Origin of the sequence: Streptomyces sp. NPDC014995 (assembly GCF_043080745.1) — a bacterium.
Taxonomy (GTDB): domain Bacteria; phylum Actinomycetota; class Actinomycetes; order Streptomycetales; family Streptomycetaceae; genus Streptomyces.
In genome coordinates, this window is record NZ_JBIBVX010000001.1 from 286,547 (window position 1) to 302,621 (window position 16,075).

General features: G+C 73.3%; 12 protein-coding genes. 7 read left to right on the forward strand and 5 right to left on the reverse strand.

The features are described from left to right. The first annotated feature begins 286 nt into the window (after positions 1-286). Positions 287-1,159 carry a class I SAM-dependent methyltransferase gene (locus ACF1A1_RS01325; protein ID WP_391644164.1) on the forward strand — a complete coding sequence of 291 codons (873 nt, stop codon included), beginning with the start codon at positions 287-289 and terminating at the stop codon, positions 1,157-1,159. A gap of 159 nt (positions 1,160-1,318) precedes the next feature. Continuing rightward, positions 1,319-3,862, forward strand: a complete 2,544-nt coding sequence (gene hrpB, locus ACF1A1_RS01330) for an ATP-dependent helicase HrpB (RefSeq protein ID WP_391644166.1) — start codon at positions 1,319-1,321, stop codon at positions 3,860-3,862. On the opposite strand, the gene ACF1A1_RS01335 is transcribed toward hrpB, so the two are convergent. The 3 genes from ACF1A1_RS01335 to ACF1A1_RS01345 form a co-directional block, all read right to left on the reverse strand. Then, complete coding sequence (locus tag ACF1A1_RS01335) at positions 3,852-4,844, reverse strand: DUF3068 domain-containing protein (protein WP_391644168.1); 993 nt, start codon at positions 4,842-4,844, stop codon at positions 3,852-3,854. The genes hrpB and ACF1A1_RS01335 overlap by 11 nt on opposite strands. Before the next feature lie 21 nt (positions 4,845-4,865). Beyond that, on the reverse strand, positions 4,866-5,000 hold the full coding sequence (locus tag ACF1A1_RS01340) for an SPW_0924 family protein (protein WP_391644170.1): 135 nt from the start codon (positions 4,998-5,000) through the stop codon (positions 4,866-4,868). A gap of 151 nt (positions 5,001-5,151) precedes the next feature. Continuing rightward, complete coding sequence (locus ACF1A1_RS01345) at positions 5,152-6,909, reverse strand: lytic transglycosylase domain-containing protein (protein ID WP_391644172.1); 1,758 nt, start codon at positions 6,907-6,909, stop codon at positions 5,152-5,154. A gap of 339 nt (positions 6,910-7,248) precedes the next feature. Here ACF1A1_RS01345 and ACF1A1_RS01350 point away from each other — a divergent pair, with 339 nt between their 5' ends. Next, a complete protein-coding gene (locus ACF1A1_RS01350; protein WP_391644174.1) occupies positions 7,249-8,088 on the forward strand; it encodes a DUF4184 family protein in 840 nt (279 codons plus the stop codon). Here ACF1A1_RS01350 and ACF1A1_RS01355 read toward each other — a convergent pair. Continuing rightward, positions 8,075-8,422, reverse strand: coding sequence for a hypothetical protein (locus ACF1A1_RS01355; protein WP_391644176.1), 348 nt, complete (start codon positions 8,420-8,422; stop codon positions 8,075-8,077). The two genes, ACF1A1_RS01350 and ACF1A1_RS01355, sit on opposite strands and share 14 nt — an antisense overlap. Positions 8,423-8,780: 358 nt before the next feature. Beyond that, a complete protein-coding gene (gene polA / locus ACF1A1_RS01360; protein ID WP_391644178.1) occupies positions 8,781-11,507 on the reverse strand; it encodes a DNA polymerase I in 2,727 nt (908 codons plus the stop codon). Positions 11,508-12,004: 497 nt separating this feature from the next. Here polA and ACF1A1_RS01365 point away from each other — a divergent pair, with 497 nt between their 5' ends. The 4 genes from ACF1A1_RS01365 to ACF1A1_RS01380 all read left to right on the forward strand — a co-directional run bounded on the left by ACF1A1_RS01365 (position 12,005) and on the right by ACF1A1_RS01380 (position 16,066). Further along, positions 12,005-14,284, forward strand: coding sequence for an FdhF/YdeP family oxidoreductase (locus ACF1A1_RS01365; RefSeq protein WP_391644180.1), 2,280 nt, complete (start codon positions 12,005-12,007; stop codon positions 14,282-14,284). Positions 14,285-14,341: 57 nt separating this feature from the next. Further along, the gene (locus ACF1A1_RS01370; protein WP_391644182.1) at positions 14,342-14,830 is read left to right on the forward strand and encodes a PaaI family thioesterase; all 489 of its coding nucleotides are present in this window, start codon (positions 14,342-14,344) and stop codon (positions 14,828-14,830) included. 226 nt (positions 14,831-15,056) lie between these two features. Further along, a complete protein-coding gene (locus tag ACF1A1_RS01375) occupies positions 15,057-15,449 on the forward strand; it encodes a hypothetical protein (protein ID WP_391644184.1) in 393 nt (130 codons plus the stop codon). Next, positions 15,446-16,066 (forward strand): Tat pathway signal sequence domain protein, encoded by a 621-nt coding sequence (locus ACF1A1_RS01380; RefSeq protein ID WP_391644186.1) that lies wholly within the window; start codon positions 15,446-15,448, stop codon positions 16,064-16,066. The genes ACF1A1_RS01375 and ACF1A1_RS01380 overlap by 4 nt, the downstream gene beginning before the upstream one ends. The last annotated feature ends 9 nt before the right edge of the window (positions 16,067-16,075 follow it).

Genomic DNA, 16,075 nt, shown 5'->3' on the forward strand with positions numbered 1-16,075 from the left:
TACGCCGGGAGCCCGTTTCGCTCTGCAGAAGCCGGACAGCCAAGGAAGCGCCCCACCGGTGAACCGGTGATGACGCCTCGACAACCGAGGGGACATACAACAGATGCGAGCGCAGCCTGCTACGTCTGAGGTGCGCAGGCCCGCAGCGCAACTTGTAGCATACGGGGGCAGCCGGGCAGGGTCAATGCGCGAAGGCGCACACCCGGGGCGGATCGCCGCATACCCGGCACAAAACCTGTCTCCTGAGGCCACCTGGGCCGCAGGACGGCCCGCGTGTGACACGCAGATGGCACCGCCGGGGCGGGTTGGACGGAAGAGTACGACGAGGGAGCCGGTCATCCAAGAGTTCGTATCGTCCGAGCCGGTGTTCGAGCCGGAGGCCACCCGACGCGATGCCGGCGTCTCGGAGAGCGCCCGGGCCAACCGGGGCTGGTGGGACCGCAACGCGGACGAGTACCAGATCGAGCACGGCACGTTCCTCGGCGACGACCGCTTCGTGTGGTGTCCCGAGGGCCTGGACGAGGTGGAGGCCGGGCTGCTCGGCCCGGTGGAGGAGCTGACGGGCCGGGACGTCCTGGAGATCGGCGCCGGCGCGGCCCAGTGCTCGCGCTGGCTGGCCGCCCAGGGCGCGCGTCCGGTCGCCCTGGACCTCTCCCACCGCCAGCTCCAGCACGCCCTGCGCATCGGCGCAACGTTCCCGCTGGTGTGCGCCGACGCGGCCGCGCTGCCCTTCGCGGACGCCTCCTTCGACCTTGCCTGCTCGGCGTACGGGGCGCTGCCCTTCGTCGCCGACCCGGTGCTGGTCCTCGGCGAGGTGCGGCGGGTGCTGCGCCCGGGCGGTCGTTTCGTCTTCTCGGTGACCCACCCGATCCGCTGGGCCTTCCCGGACGAGCCCGGGCCCGAGGGCCTGTCGGTCTCCGGTTCCTACTTCGACCGCACGCCCTACGTCGAGCAGGACGACGAGGGCCGCGCGGTCTACGTCGAGCACCACCGCACCCTCGGCGACCGGGTCCGCGACATCGTGGCGGCGGGCTTGCGGCTGGTGGACCTGGTCGAGCCGGAGTGGCCGGCCTGGAACACCTCGGAGTGGGGCGGCTGGTCGCCCCTGCGCGGGAACCTGATCCCGGGGACGGCGATCTTCGTCTGCGAGCGGGACTAGGGCGGGCCCGTCCGGCCGGTCGTGCCGCGGACGCGGGGTCCGGGACCGCCGGGACGACATCGCCGGGCTGCGACGTGACCGGCCGGACAGGTCCTGGCCGCGACCGGTCGCGCACGCGCGCGTGGGGTGCGTCTTCGGGGGGCGTACGACACTGGGGGCGTGATCCGTTACGACGCTCTGGACGCGCTGCCCGTGCGGGCCGCCCTGCCCGCCCTGAACGAGGCCCTGGACGGGCGCGGGACCGCCGTACTGGCCGCGCCGCCCGGCACCGGCAAGACGACGCTGGTGCCGCTGGCGCTGGCCGGGCTGCTGGGCGAGGGGCCCGTCCGGCGGGTGGTCGTGGCCGAGCCGCGGCGGATCGCGGCACGGGCGGCGGCCCGGCGGATGGCGTGGCTGCTGGGTGAGAAGGCCGGCGAGAGCGTCGGGTACACCGTGCGCGGGGAGCGGGTCGTCGGGCGGCACACGCGCGTGGAGGTCGTCACGACCGGTGTGCTGCTGCAACGCCTCCAGCGCGACCAGGAGCTGACCGGCGTCGACGTGGTGGTGCTGGACGAGTGCCACGAACGGCATCTGGACGCGGACACGGCGGCCGCCTTCCTGTGGGACGTACGGGAGACGCTGCGGCCCGAGCTGCGGCTGGTGGCCGCCTCCGCGACGACCGACACGGAGGGCTGGTCGCGGCTGCTGGGCGGCGCGCCGGTCGTCGAGGCCCGGGGGTCCGCGTTCGGCGTGGGGGTGGTCTGGGCGCCCCCGGCCCGTCCGGTACGGCCGCCGCACGGCATGCGGGTCGATCCGGCGCTGCTGGCGCACGTGGCCTCGGTGGTGCGGCGGGCGCTGGCCGAGCGGTCGGGGGACGTGCTGTGCTTCCTGCCGGGCGTCGGTGAGATCGCGCGGGTCGCGGGGCAGCTCGGGGACCTGGGCGGGGTGGACGTGCTCCAGGTGCACGGGCGGGCGCCGGCGGCCGTGCAGGACGCGGTGCTGGCGCCCGGCGAGCGGCGCCGGGTGGTGCTGGCCACCTCGGTGGCCGAGTCGTCGCTGACGGTTCCGGGGGTGCGGGTGGTCGTCGACTCGGGGCTCGCGCGGGAGCCCCGGATGGACCACGCGCGCGGGTTGAGCGCGCTCGCGACCGTGCGGGCCTCCCACGCGGCGGCGAGGCAGCGGGCGGGGCGGGCGGGCCGTGAGGCGCCGGGGGTGGTCTACCGGTGCTGGTCGGAGGCGGAGGACGCCCGTCTGCCGCGTTTCCCGGCCCCGGAGATCAAAGTGGCCGACCTGACCGCGTTCGCCCTGCAAGTGGCCTGCTGGGGCGATCCCGACGCCTCGGGGCTCGCGTTGCTGGACCCGCCGCCGGGCGGGGCGATGGCGGCGGCGAGGGCTCTGCTGACGGCGATCGGCGCGGTGGACTCCGCCGGCCGGGCCACGGGGCGGGGGTCGCGGCTGGCCGGCCTGGGGCTGCACCCCCGGCTGGGGCGGGCGCTGGTGGACGGGGCCGCGTCGGTGGGGGTCGAGCGGGCCGCCGAGGTGGTCGCCCTGCTGAGCGAGGAGGCTCCGCGGGAGTACGGGGATGATCTGGCGGCCGCCGTGCGCGCCGCGCGGCGTGGGGGTGACGCCTACGGGGCGCGGTGGCGGGCCGAGGTACGGCGGCTGCGGGCCGTCGTCCCCGCGAACGTCTCCCGCCCGCCCACCGGTGACACGCCGTCGGACATCCGCCCCAGGGCCGGACGGAGCACCCGGGAGGATCAAGTCGCCGGGCTCGTGGCCGCCCTCGCCTTCCCGGAGCGTGTCGCCAGGCCCGACGGCGGGTCGTATCTCATGGTCTCCGGTACGCGGGCCGAGCTTTCCGACGGGTCCCCTCTGCGGGGCGCCCCGTGGCTCGCCGTCGCCGTCGCCGACCGTCCCGTGGGCAGGGGCCACGCGCGCGTGCAGCTCGCGGCGGTCGTCGACGAGGAGGTCGCCCGGCTCGCGGCCGGCCCGCTGCTCGACGAGCGGGAGGAGGTCCACTGGTCCGACGGTGACGTCGTGGCCCGGCGGGTCGAGCGGCTCGGTGCCGTGGAGCTGGCGGTGCGGCCGCTCAGGGACGCCGACCCGGCGCTCGTACGGGAGGCGGTGGTCGAAGGGCTGCGGCAGGAGGGGCTGACGCTGCTGCGGTGGTCGCCGGAGGCGCTCGTGCTGCGGCAGCGGCTGGCCTTTCTGCGGCTGCACCGGGGGGAGCCGTGGCCCGACGTGTCCGACGCGTCGCTGCACGCGCGCGTGGACGACTGGCTGGAGCCGGAGCTCGGCCGGGCCAGGCGGCGGGCCGATCTCGCGCGGATCGACGCCGGGGAGGCGCTCGCCCGGCTGCTGCCCTGGGCCTCGGGTGAGGCGGCCCGGCTGGAGGAGCTGGCGCCGGAGCGGATCTGCGTACCGAGTGGGTCCAGGATCCGGATCGACTACGCGAACCCGGAGCAGCCCGTGCTCGCGGTGAAGGTGCAGGAGATGTTCGGGCTGCAGGAGTCGCCGCGTGTCGCGGGGGTGCCGCTGCTCGTGCACCTGCTCTCCCCCGCCGGCCGGCCCGCGGCGGTCACCGCCGACCTCGCCTCCTTCTGGAGGGACGGCTACAAGGGCGTACGGGCGGAGCTGCGGGGCCGGTATCCGAGGCATCCGTGGCCGGAGGACCCGGCCGGTGCCGAGCCGACCCGGCACACCAACGCGCGGCTCAGGCGGTGACCGGCTCCGGTGCGGCGGGCTCGGTGGGTGCGGGCTCGTCCGGGCGGCGGCCGCGGGCCTCCAGCCAGAGGGAGAGGGACAGCAGGAGGGCGCCGAGGAACAGCAAGCCCCAGGGCAGGTGGGACGTCATCAGCAGCACCAGGGTGCGGTTGGACTTGACCAGGGCGACGGTGTGCTCGATGTAGTCCTCGCGCATCTTCACGTGTCCGGCGAACGCCGTCACCTTGTCGCGGTCGCCGAGCAGGGTGCCGCCGCGCAGTTCCTCCTTGTGGATCTCCTCGCCGTAGACGGGTGCGCCGGTGAGCGGTTCGACCCAGAACCTGCGGACGGTGGTGTACCAGCGCGTGGTGCCGGTCCGGGCGACGGTCTCGGGGGTGATGCCGGCGACGGGCATGGTCCTGGGCATGGGGACCCTGGTCCAGGGGACGGTCTGCTCGAAGTAGTAGACCTTCACACCGCGGAAGTCGCGGGTGCCCTTGTAGTGGATGGGGGCGGTGAGGCGGGCCTGTGCGTCGAAGTACTCGTAGTCCCGTTTCTCCGTCAGGAACGGCCACTTGAACTCCAGCCCCTCCCGTCGGACCGGGTCGCCGTCGACCATCTCGCCGGTGGCGTGGACGGGTTCCTGGGTGTGGGCGTCGAAGATGTACCGCTCGGGGACCTTGGAGACCATCCTCCCGTCGGGGCCCTGGACGTAGGACAGGCCGTCCCAGACGACGACGTCCCGGCCCGCGGTCCTCTCGATCCTCTCCGACGCCTCCACGTTGCCCCTGAGGGTCTGGACGATGGTGACCTTCGGGACCGTGCGGGCGGTCATCGTGCCGTAGTCGAGGAGGGTGGCGTTCTCCGCCTCCAGGACCATCTCCTGGTACGCGTTCGCCGGGACCTTGGCCAGGCGGGGGAAGGCGTACCAGCGCAGCAGTGGGGACAGCGCCGTGAAGAACACGGCGAGGGCGAGCAGGATCAGACTGGCCTTGCGGCGCATCTCGGCCTCCCTCCCGGGCGGTTACGGGTGTGCGGGCACCGTCGTCAGCAGCGGTTTCGGGGAGGTCGTGCCCGTGGGGGCGCCCAGGGCGGTGAGCGTGAGGACCAGGGCGAGCGCGACGGCGAGGCCGGTCGCGGCGGCGATCAGGGCGCGCATACGGGCCTCCCGGTGCGGCGCGGCGGCCACGGGAACTGATAGGGCGTCAGATCCGGCACCGTAGCAACGGGCGCTCGAGATGAGAACACGTCGTGCACGACGGCGGCGCCCCGCTCGGGTGGAGGGGGCGCCGCCGTGATGTGGAGGTGCGTTACGAGCCGGTCGTCGTCGACTCGGAGGGGCTCGGGGACGCGCTCTCGGAGGTGCTCTCCGACGGGCTCGGCGAGGACGACGGAGCCGCCGTGACGGTCAGTTCGACGGTGAGCGTGGCTCCGCCCGTGGTGGTGATGCGCAGCAGGAACGTGCCGGCGGTGTCGTCGGCGTAGAGCTTCGGCAGCTTCAGCAGGCCGGCGGAGTCGGTCTGCAGGCCCGTCAGGGTGCGGACGGGGTTGCCGGCGGCGTCCTTGAAGTAGGGGCCCTTGTCGTTCGCGGTCGGGTTGTCGGCCGACGTGATCAGGGTGGCGGTGGCGGCGACCTTGTCCGCCACGGCACCCTTGTAGGTGGCCCTGACCTCCACCTGGTCGGTGAACTCGCCGCCCGCGGTGCAGGTCAGCGCGGTGCCGCTGGTGCGGGCGAGGCTGTCGGCGGCGCGGTCGGTGACGGTGGCCGTGTAGTCCAGGACGGGGAGCACGCGGCCCACGACCGTGGCGCGGACGGTGAAGGTGCCGGTCTTGTCGCCCGCGTGCAGGGCGGGCGCGGTGGCGACGCCCTTGCCGTCGGTGACGACCGTGGCGACGTTCTCGCCGCTGCTGAAGGTGGCGTCGGTGCCGCCGACAATGGTGAAGCGGATCCTGACCTTGCCGACGGCCTTGCCCGCGTCGGTCTCGGCGCGGGCGCTGATCCGCTGGGTGAACGCGTCGCCCGCCATGGCGGTGAGCTTCGCCGTGCCAGCGTCCTCGAGGTGGTCGACCGTGTCGGTCGGCGTCGGGGCCGGAGTGGTCGGCGGGGCCGGCGTCGTGGGCGGGGCCGGCTTCGGGGGCTTGCCGGGCGTCGTCGGCGGGGTGGGCCCGGGGCTCGCCGGGGGCGTGGTCGGCGGCGTGGGCGACGGGGAGGTGGACGCACCGCCGCCGCTGGTGTCGTCGCTGCGGTTGGAGGGCAGGGTGCCGGTGCCGTCGGGGATCTCGTGGGTGCCCTTGCGGTAGTACTCCAGCCACGACCGGACGGTGTTGAAGTACTCCGTGGAGTTGTTGTAGCTGAGGATCGCGCTGCGCAGCCCGGAGTCGGTGGCCATGTCCCAGTTGAAGCGGCACAGGTAGTGGCCGGCCGCGAGGGCCGCGTCGTAGATGTTGTTGGGGTCCTTCTTGCCGTCGCCGTTGCCGTCGCGGCCCGCCCACGCCCAGGTGGACGGGATGAACTGCATGGGGCCCACGGCACGGTCGTAGGTGGTGTCGCCGTCGTAGGCGCCGTTGTCGGTGTCGCTGATGTTGGCGAAGCCGTTGCCGTTGAGGACCGGGCCGAGGATCGGCGAGAGGGTGGTGCCGTCGGCGCGGACGTTGCCGCCGCGGGCCTGGCCGGACTCGACCTTGCCGATGGCGGCGAGGAGCTCCCAGGGCAGGTTGCAGCCGGGCTTGGCGTCGGCGAGGGCCGCCGCGGCCTTCTTGTAGGCGTCCAGGACGGTCGCGGGGATGCCGGCCTCGCCGGTGGCGGCCGGCGTGGTGCCGGCGCTCTGGCTCGGCGCGGGGGTGGGGCTGTTGAGCGGCGGCAGGTCCGTGTAGTACGGCGAGTTGCCGGTGGCGCTGTCCTCGGCGCCCGCGTCGGCGGACGGGGCGTCGGCGGCGGTCCGCCCGCCGGCCTGGCCGCCGGCCGTGACGTCGGGTGCCTGGGACGCGGCCAGGGCCGCGACCGCCACCGCGGCCACGGTGGTGTTGACCGCTCCCTTGCGCAGCCTGCTGCCGAAATGCGCCGACATGAAGTGAACCCCTCCCGTGGACACTCGAGCGCCCGTATCCGTCTGCTTCGCTCGCCCCTGTGGGGACGATCCGCCTCGCTCGCCCTGTGGGGACGACCTTCCCGCCCGAACGGTTGCGCTCCTGGGCGGTTCGCGCTGTTCTGTTCGGTTGTTCGACCGTGCCCGCGGGCACGGCGACCCAAAGGACCCTACGACAACTTCTTTTGCCCCGGCACCCGTTCGAACACGGTCTTCACTCCATGGCCACCTCCGCTCGCCTGTCGGTGGCGTCCCGCATACTGGTCACGTCGTCGAACTCCTGGCCGGACTGTCCGGCAACGTCCGCAGCGGGGAGCCCAGTTGCCGTTCACCCTCAGTCACGCGGCGGCCGTGCTGCCCGCCGTGCGCACCGACGGAACCGGCCGCGGACGGCTCGTCCCGGCTGTCCTGGTGGCGGGGTCCTTCTCGCCCGACATGACCTACTACGCGGCGAGTGTCGTGTCCGGCGCCATGGAGTTCGGTGACGTCACGCACTCCTTCGCCGGCGTGTTCACCGTCGACGTGCTCGTCGCCTGGGCGCTGGTGGGGCTGTGGCTGCTGGTGCGCGAACCGCTCGTGGCCCTGCTGCCCCGGGCCCGGCAGGGTCGCGCGGCCGCCCTGACGCGCTGTGGCGCGCCCCGCGCGCGGGTCCGCCCGTCCGCGCTGCTGTGGTGGTACGTGTCCGCGACGCTCGGCGCGCTGACGCACGTGGTGTGGGACGAGTTCACCCACCTCGACCGGTGGGGCATGCGGATGTTCCCCGTGCTCGGCGAGACGGTGGCGGGCTCACCGCTGTACTGGTACCTGCAGTACGGCGGTTCGGCGGTGGCCGCGGGGGTGCTCGTGGTCTTCGTGGCGTACGCGCTGCGCAGGGCGCCCGCCGCCGAACCGGTCGGGGTGCCGGTGCTGTCGGCCCGCGACCGGTGGTGGGCCGGGGCCGTGATCGGCGGCTGCGCGCTGGTCGCGGCGGTGCAGCGGGCGACGCGGTGGTGGGAGTACTGGGGTTCACGGGCCAAGCCGTACGAGCTGATCCCGACTCTGTGCTTCGGCGCGGGCGCCGGGCTGGTGCTCGGACTGCTGCTGTACGCCGTGGGCGTGCGCGCGACCCGTCCGGTCGCCCCGGAGACCGTGGACCGGCCGGACGAGCTCAGCGTTCGCTGAACGGCTCGCCGGTCGGCGTCACCCTCGCGACGAAGACGGTGATACGACGCCCCGCCCGGGGTCTCGGGAGCCGGCCGAGGAAGCCGAGGGCGAGGGCCAGGTAACCGCGCGCGACCTCGGCCCCGGAGAACGGGGCGAGCCGGCCGAGCCGTACGGCGGCCGCGCGCAGGGCGGTGACGGGGGTTCCGGGGATGCGGGGAGTGGCGGCGCCGCCCGCGACGGCCGGCAGGGGCCGTCCCAAGGGCGTCGCGTCGGGGTCGACCTGCGTGTCGGCGGTCGCCGTGGCGTGAACGCGTGCGGTTGCCGTCCGGCGGTGAAGCATGCGTATACCCATGGCGGCATCTTGGCGGGCGGGAGCGGCAGGGGGCGTCTTGGCGGGGGCCACGTGGGTGAGGGCCCATCGGGGGACGTACCGGGGGTTACCGGGGCGGCGGAGAGCACAACCACTGGTCACAGGGCCGGCGACGCACGCGCCGGGCGCCCGCCCGGGCCACGGGACGTGAGGCCCGGGACGGACCCGGCGAGGAAGCCCACCCCCGGGTCGGCAGCCCCCGTCGACCCGCCCCAGCTCCATCACCCTCCGGAGGCGGTCGCAGCCGAGCCGATCCGCTCCCGCCCCACCACGCAGACCACCGTCGCGCCCGACCGAGCCCCGGCCCGCGCACCCGCCCCCGTGCCCTCCCCCGCCGGGCCTAATGCGCTGCCGACTCCCAGTCCGCCCCCGCGCCCACCGACACGTCCAGCGGGGCCCTGAGGTGGACCGCGCCGGCCATCTCGCGGCGGACGAGTTCCTCCGCGGCCACGCGCTCGCCGGGCGCGATCTCCAGGACGATTTCGTCGTGGACCTGGAGCAGCATGCGGGACTTGAGGCCGGCCTCCCGCAGCGCGCGGTCCACCTTCAGCATGGCGATCTTGACGATGTCGGCCGCCGTGCCCTGGATGGGCGCGTTGAGTGCCATCCGCTCGGCCGCCTCGCGGCGCTGACGGTTGTCGCTGTTGAGGTCGGGAAGGTAGCGGCGGCGCCCGAACAGGGTCGCCGTGTAGCCCGTCGCCCGCGCCTCGTCGACGGCCCGGCGCAGGTAGTCCCGTACGCCGCCGAAACGCTCGAAGTAGGCGTCCATCAGGGCGCGGGCCTCCGCCGCCTCGATGTTCAGCTGCTGCGACAGGCCGAACGCCGACAGGCCGTACGCCAGGCCGTACGACATCGCCTTGATCTTGCGGCGCATCTCCGCGTCCACGGCGGCGGGCTCGACCGCGAACACCTGGGAGGCGGCCGTGGTGTGCAGGTCCTCGCCGGAGGTGAACGCCTCGATCAGGCCCTCGTCCTCGGAGAGGTGGGCCATCACGCGCAGTTCGATCTGGCTGTAGTCGGCGGTCATCAGGGACTCGAAGCCCTCGCCGACGACGAAGCCCCGGCGGATGGCCCGGCCCTCGTCGGTGCGCACGGGGATGTTCTGCAGGTTCGGGTCCGTCGACGACAGCCGTCCGGTCGCGGCGACCGTCTGGTTGAACGTGGTGTGGATACGGCCGTCGGCGGCGATCGTCTTGATCAGGCCCTCGACGGTGACGCGCAGCTTCGCCTGTTCGCGGTGGCGGAGCATGATGACCGGCAGTTCGTTGTCGGTCTGGGTGGCGAGCCAGGCCAGGGCGTCGGCGTCGGTCGTGTAGCCCGTCTTGGTCTTCTTCGTCCTGGGCAGGCCCAGTTCACCGAAGAGGACCTCCTGGAGCTGCTTGGGCGAGCCCAGGTTGAACTCGTGCCCGGCCGCCGCGTGCGCCTCCTTCACCGCCTGCTGGACGGCGCCCGCGAACATCTGCTCCATGGCCTCCAGGTGGGCCCGGTCGGCCGCGATGCCGTGCCGCTCCATGCGGGCGAGCAGGGCGGAGGTGGGCAGCTCCATGTCGCGCAGCAGGTCGGCGGCGCCGACCTCCTCCAGCCGGCCCCGGAACGCCTCGCCGAGGTCGAGGATCGCGCGGGCCTGGACCATCAGGGCCTCGGCCTCGGCACCGTCGTCCGCGCCGAAGGCGAGCTGGCCGTCGGCCGCGGCGGGCGGGGTCAGCTCACGGCCCAGGTACTCCAGGGACAGCGCGTCCAGGTCGAAGGAGCGGCGGCCCGGCTTGACCAGGTAGGCGGCGAGCGCGGTGTCCATGAAGACGCCGGCGACGCTCCAGCCGTGCTCGGCGAAGACCCGCATGGCGCCCTTGACGTCGTGCAGGACCTTGGGGCGGTCCTCGGCGGCCAGCCAGGCCGCCCACGCGTTCTCGTCGGCCTCGTCCAGCTCCGACGGGTCGAACCAGGCGGCCGCTCCGTCGGCGGCGGCGAGCGCGACCTCGGCGACCGAACCGGTGCCCAGCGCCCAGGTGTCGACGGTGGCGACGCCGAGCGTCTGCGTGCCGTGCTCGGCGAGCCAGCCGGCCAGCTCGCCCGTGCCCAGCACCGAGCCGTCCAGCTCCACACCACCGGTGACCACCGGGGTCGCCTCGGCCTCCTCGCCGCCCGGGTCGACGGCGAGGAGCCGCTCACGCAGCGAGGGGTTCCGGATCTCCAGGGTGTCCAGGACCATCGCGACGGCCTTGCGGTCGTACGGGAGGCGCGCGAGGTCGGCGGCGGTCCTGGGCAGTTCGACGGTGCGGACCATCTCCGTCAGGCGGCGGTTGAGCTTGACGGCCTCCAGGTGGTCACGGAGGTTCTGCCCGGCCTTGCCCTTGACCTCGTCGACCCGCTCGACCAGCTCCGCGAACGAACCGAACTGGTTGATCCACTTCGCGGCCGTCTTCTCCCCGACGCCGGGAATGCCCGGGAGGTTGTCGGACGGGTCGCCCCGCAGGGCCGCGAAGTCGGGGTACTGCGAAGGCGTCAGCCCGTACTTCTCGAAGACCTTCTCCGGGGTGAAGCGGGTCAGCTCGGAGACGCCCTTCGTCGGATACAGCACGGTGGTGTGCTCACTGACCAACTGGAAGGAGTCCCGGTCGCCGGTGACGATCAGCACCTCGAAACCCTCGGCCTCGGCCTGGGTGGCGAGCGTGGCGATCACGTCGTCGGCCTCGAAGCCGTCGATCGCGAACCGCGAGACGTGCATCGCGTCGAGCAGCTCGCCGATCAGCTCGACCTGCCCCTTGAACTCGTCCGGGGTCTTGGAGCGGTTCGCCTTGTACTCCGTGAACTCCTCGGAACGCCAGGTCTTCCGGGAGACGTCGAAGGCGACCGCGAAGTGCGTGGGCGCCTCGTCACGCAGTGTGTTGGCCAGCATCGACGCGAAGCCGTAGATCGCGTTCGTCGGCTGGCCCGTCGCGGTGGTGAAGTTCTCCGCGGGCAGCGCGAAGAACGCGCGGTAGGCCAGCGAGTGCCCGTCCATGAGCATCAGGCGGGGCCGCTCGCCGCCGGAGGTCTTCTCGGTCTTCTTCGATGCTGTTTCTGCCACGCCCCCGATCCTGCCACGCCCCACTGACACTCCACCCCACACCGCCCTCCTCCCCCCTCCCCACCCCGCACCCGCACCCGAGGCGGTCCGGACCCCCCACACACCGCACCGGCACCCGGCACCCGGCACCCGGCACCCGGCACCCGGAACGCTCCCGCACTCGCACGACGGCGGGAGTGGGTCGTGGCGGTGCGGCGCAGCCCGTCGCTCAGCGCTGCACAGCCAAGTTCCACTACTGCCGGCAGGCAGCCGTACGCCCAACCGGCGACGGACTCGCCGCACTGCCACGACCCCGACCCACCCACGACGGAACCGCGCTTCCACACCAGGCCCCGCGCCAACCACCACCGCGCCGCAGCCACCGCCCCCCGTCCCCCGCCCCACCACCGCAAGGAATGCTCACGAGCTCCGCAAGCCCGCCCCCTCTCACTGTCACCGCAGCGTGCGAGGATCGGAGACACAGGTCACCTCACCCGTGCCAGCGAAGGAGAGCCGCGATGGCATCGAAGCCGCCCAAGGCCGATCCGGTCCAGGACGCGCCGCAGGTCGCCGAGCCGAAGCACGTGGCGGCGGGCCTCCCGGCCATCGGGCACACCCTGCGGATGGCCCAGCAGCAGATGGGCGTGAAGCGCACCGCGCTGACCCTGCTGCGGGTGAACCAGAAGGACGGCTTCGACTGCCCCGGCTGCGCCTGGCCGGAGCCGGACCACCGGCACGCGGCGGAGTTCTGTGAGAACGGCGCGAAGGCGGTGGCCGAGGAGGCCACCCTGCGCCGGGTCACCCCGGAGTTCTTCGCCGCGCACCCGGTCGCCGACCTGTCGACCCGCAGCGGCTACTGGCTGGGCCAGCAGGGCCGGCTGACGCACCCCATGTACCTCCCCGAAGGGGCAGAGCGCTACGAGCCGGTCTCCTGGGAGCGTGCCTTCGACATCGTCGCCGAGGAGATGACCGCCCTCGCCTCCCCCGACGAGGCCGTCTTCTACACCTCGGGCCGTACGAGCAACGAGGCCGCGTTCCTGTACCAGCTCTTCGCGCGCGAGCTCGGCACCAACAACCTGCCGGACTGCTCCAACATGTGCCACGAGTCCTCCGGCTCGGCCCTGTCGGAGACGATCGGCATCGGCAAGGGCAGCGTCCTGCTGGAGGACCTGTACCAGGCCGACCTGATCATCGTCGCCGGCCAGAACCCGGGCACGAACCATCCGCGCATGCTCTCCGCCCTGGAGAAGGCGAAGGCGAACGGCGCGAAGGTCATCAGCGTCAACCCGCTGCCCGAGGCGGGGCTGGAGCGCTTCAAGAACCCGCAGACACCCAAGGGCCTCACCGCGGGCGCCGCGCTCACCGACCTGTTCCTGCAGATCCGCCTCGGCGGCGACCAGGCCCTCTTCCGCCTCCTCAACAAGTTGGTCCTGGAGACGGAAGGCGCGCTCGACGAGGCGTTCATCAGGGACCACACCCATGGCTTCGAGGAGTTCGCGGAGCAGGCCCGCGGCGCCGACTGGGACGAGACGCTCACGGCGACGGGCCTCACGCGCGCGGAGATCGAGCAGGCCCTGCGCATGGTGCTGGCCTCCGAGCGCACCATCGTGTGCTGGGCGATGGGGCTGACCCAGCACAAGCACTCCGTGCCGACCATCCGCGAGGTGGTCAACTTCCTGCTGCTGCGCGGCAACATCGGCCGCCCGGGCGCGGGCGTGTGCCCGGTGCGCGGGCATTCGAACGTGCAGGGCGACCGCACGATGGGCATCTTCGAGCGCCCCGCGCCCGCCTTCCTGGACGCCCTGGAGAGGGAGTTCGGCTTCGCGCCCCCGCGTGAGCACGGCTTCGACGTCGTCCGGGCCATCCGCGCGCTGCGCGACGGCGAGGCGAAGGTGTTCTTCGCGATGGGCGGCAACTTCGTGTCCGCCTCCCCGGACACGGAGGTCACCGAGGCGGCCATGCGGCGGGCCCGGCTGACGGTGCACGTGTCGACGAAGCTCAACCGCTCGCACGTCGTCACGGGCGCGCGGGCGCTGATCCTGCCGACGCTCGGCCGCACCGAGCGCGATGTGCAGGGCGGCGGCGAGCAGTTCGTGACCGTGGAGGACTCCATGGGCATGGTGCACGCCTCCCGGGGGCGCCTGGAGCCGGCGAGCGCGCACCTGCTGTCGGAGCCGGCGATCGTGTGCCGGCTGGCGCGCCGGGTGCTGGGCGAGGACAGCAAGGTGCCGTGGGAGGAGTTCGAGAAGGACTACGCGACGATCCGGGACCGCATCGCGCGCGTGATCCCCGGTTTCGAGGACTTCAACGCGCGCGTGGCCCGCCCCGGCGGGTTCGCCCTGCCGCACGCCCCGCGTGACGAGCGCCGCTTCCCGACGGCCACCGGCAAGGCCAACTTCACCGCGGCGCCGGTCGAGTACCCGAAGCTGCCCGAGGGCCGCCTGCTGCTGCAGACGCTGCGCTCGCACGACCAGTACAACACCACGATCTACGGCCTGGACGACCGTTACCGGGGCATCAGGAACGGGCGGCGGGTCGTCCTCGTCAACCCCGAGGACGCGCGGCGGCTCGAGCTCGCCGACGGCTCGTACGTCGATCTCGTCAGCGAGTGGAGGGACGGTGTGGAGCGGCGGGCGCCCGGCTTCCGGGTCGTGCTCTATCCGACGGCGCGGGGCTGTGCGGCCGCCTATTACCCGGAGACCAACGTCCTGGTGCCGTTGGACGCCACCGCGGACACCAGCAACACCCCGGCCAGCAAGTCCGTCGTCGTCCGTCTGGAACAATCGGCGACCGACTGAGCGTTTGCTCAGCCAGCACGGTCACCGTACCGGTCACGACGAACGGAGCACGGCCCCATGGGCGAGCAGCAGCACGTGAAGTTCCCGCAAGAGGTCATCGACGAGTACGCGGCGCTCGGCGTCGACCTCCAGGCACTGTTCTCCGCCGGCCACCTGGGCACGCGCATGGGCGTGCAGATCGTCGAGGCCTCCGCGGACCGGGTCGTGGGGACGATGCCGGTGGAGGGCAACACCCAGCCGTACGGGCTGCTGCACGGCGGCGCCTCAGCGGTCCTCGCCGAGACCCTCGGTTCGGTCGGCTCGATGCTGCACGGCGGCAGCTCGAAGATCGCCGTCGGTGTCGACCTCAACTGCACCCACCACCGCGGCGCGCGCTCCGGCCTGGTCACGGGCGTGGCCACGCCCGTGCACCGGGGGCGCTCCACGGCGACGTACGAGATCGTCATCAGTGACGAGGCAGGGCGGCGGGTGTGCACGGCGCGGCTGACGTGCCTGCTGCGGGACGTGAACCCGGGCGACGCGACCCACGTACGGGCGACCGGCTGACGCATGCCCCACGACGCACCGCACGTGCGGACGGCCGACCGGCCCCGTGACGGACGACGCGACACACGTACGGACGCCCCGATGACGCACGCCGGACGACGTGACGCACATGCGGGCGGCCGACTGGCATGCGCCGGACAATGCGACCCCCATGCGAACGGCCGGCCGACGTGCGCCGGGCGGCGGGACCGTTGCCCCTCCCCGCCGGGCGGCCTAGCGTCTGGGCATGGCAACGGGAGGGGTCCTCTGGCCGGCGGCGGCGCGACTGCTCGGAATCGCGTTCGCGGCGGGTGTGTTGACGACCGGGTGCGGCGGCTCGGGCGGCGCGGAGGCGAGGGGCACACCGTCGCCGTCCGCCACGCCTCCGGAGGTGCTGTGCACCCGGATCGTCGCCTACTGGTCGCGCGAGGTGCTCGACAGCGGGACGTACGGGGACTACCAGTCGATGGGGCTGTCCAACGGCCAGTACGAGATCCTGCGGACCGTCGTGGACGCGGCGCGCGCCGAACGGAAGCGGCAGGGGACCGACGCGGCCGACGAGGTGATCGACCGCGAGGCACGGGCCGGCTGCGTGGAGCGGTACCGCTCCGGCGGCCCCGGCAAGAACCCCTGGCAGTGAGCGGCATCGGCCCCGTCGAGCCCGGCGAGGGCACGCGCGCGCGGGAGGGTGCCGACGCCCCCGGCAGCGGCCGTTCGCGCCCGCGCGGGCACCTGGCCCGGTACTACGACGGACACCGCCGGGCCGTCCTCGCGGTTCTGGTGGCCGCCGCCCTCCTCGCGGGCGGCGGCCACCTGTACCTCACCCGCCCCCACGACCCCGGGCCGGCCACCGTCGAACCGCCGTACCCGTCCCAGGTCGTGGACGTCACCTACGTCGGCGTCCGCGCCGTACCGTCCGGCGCCCGGCCCCGGACCTTCGCCTTCGAGGTGCTCCTGAGCGTCGAGTCCGGTCCGCCGGTCACCACGACGCGTCTGGCGCAGCCCTACGCCGGACTGTCCCTGACCTCCGCGCCCCGGGCGCCCTTCCGTACGACGGCGGGTTCCGCCCGCAAGATCGTCGTCATGATGCGGGTGACCGAATGCGGAAAAGCGCCGAGGAACGCCGGACTCCCTTTCCTGGACGTAACTCTGCGTAATGCGCGCGCAATACAAGTACACAGTTTCATCCTCGGCCCGCGCTATGCCGAGGACCTCTCCCAGGCCCTGCAAGTCGCCTGTAGCAACGATTTCAGGTAATCACCAAAA

Coding starts and splice junctions, on each gene's coding strand:
- ACF1A1_RS01355 (WP_391644176.1), bottom strand. CDS start 8,422: ATGGGTATACGCATGCTTCACCGCCGGACGGCAACCGCACGCGTTCAC.
- ACF1A1_RS01370 (WP_391644182.1), top strand. CDS start 14,342: ATGGGCGAGCAGCAGCACGTGAAGTTCCCGCAAGAGGTCATCGACGAG.
- ACF1A1_RS01335 (WP_391644168.1), bottom strand. CDS start 4,844: ATGCGCCGCAAGGCCAGTCTGATCCTGCTCGCCCTCGCCGTGTTCTTC.
- ACF1A1_RS01375 (WP_391644184.1), top strand. CDS start 15,057: ATGGCAACGGGAGGGGTCCTCTGGCCGGCGGCGGCGCGACTGCTCGGA.
- ACF1A1_RS01325 (WP_391644164.1), top strand. CDS start 287: ATGGCACCGCCGGGGCGGGTTGGACGGAAGAGTACGACGAGGGAGCCG.
- ACF1A1_RS01365 (WP_391644180.1), top strand. CDS start 12,005: ATGGCATCGAAGCCGCCCAAGGCCGATCCGGTCCAGGACGCGCCGCAG.
- ACF1A1_RS01345 (WP_391644172.1), bottom strand. CDS start 6,909: ATGTCGGCGCATTTCGGCAGCAGGCTGCGCAAGGGAGCGGTCAACACC.
- ACF1A1_RS01340 (WP_391644170.1), bottom strand. CDS start 5,000: ATGCGCGCCCTGATCGCCGCCGCGACCGGCCTCGCCGTCGCGCTCGCC.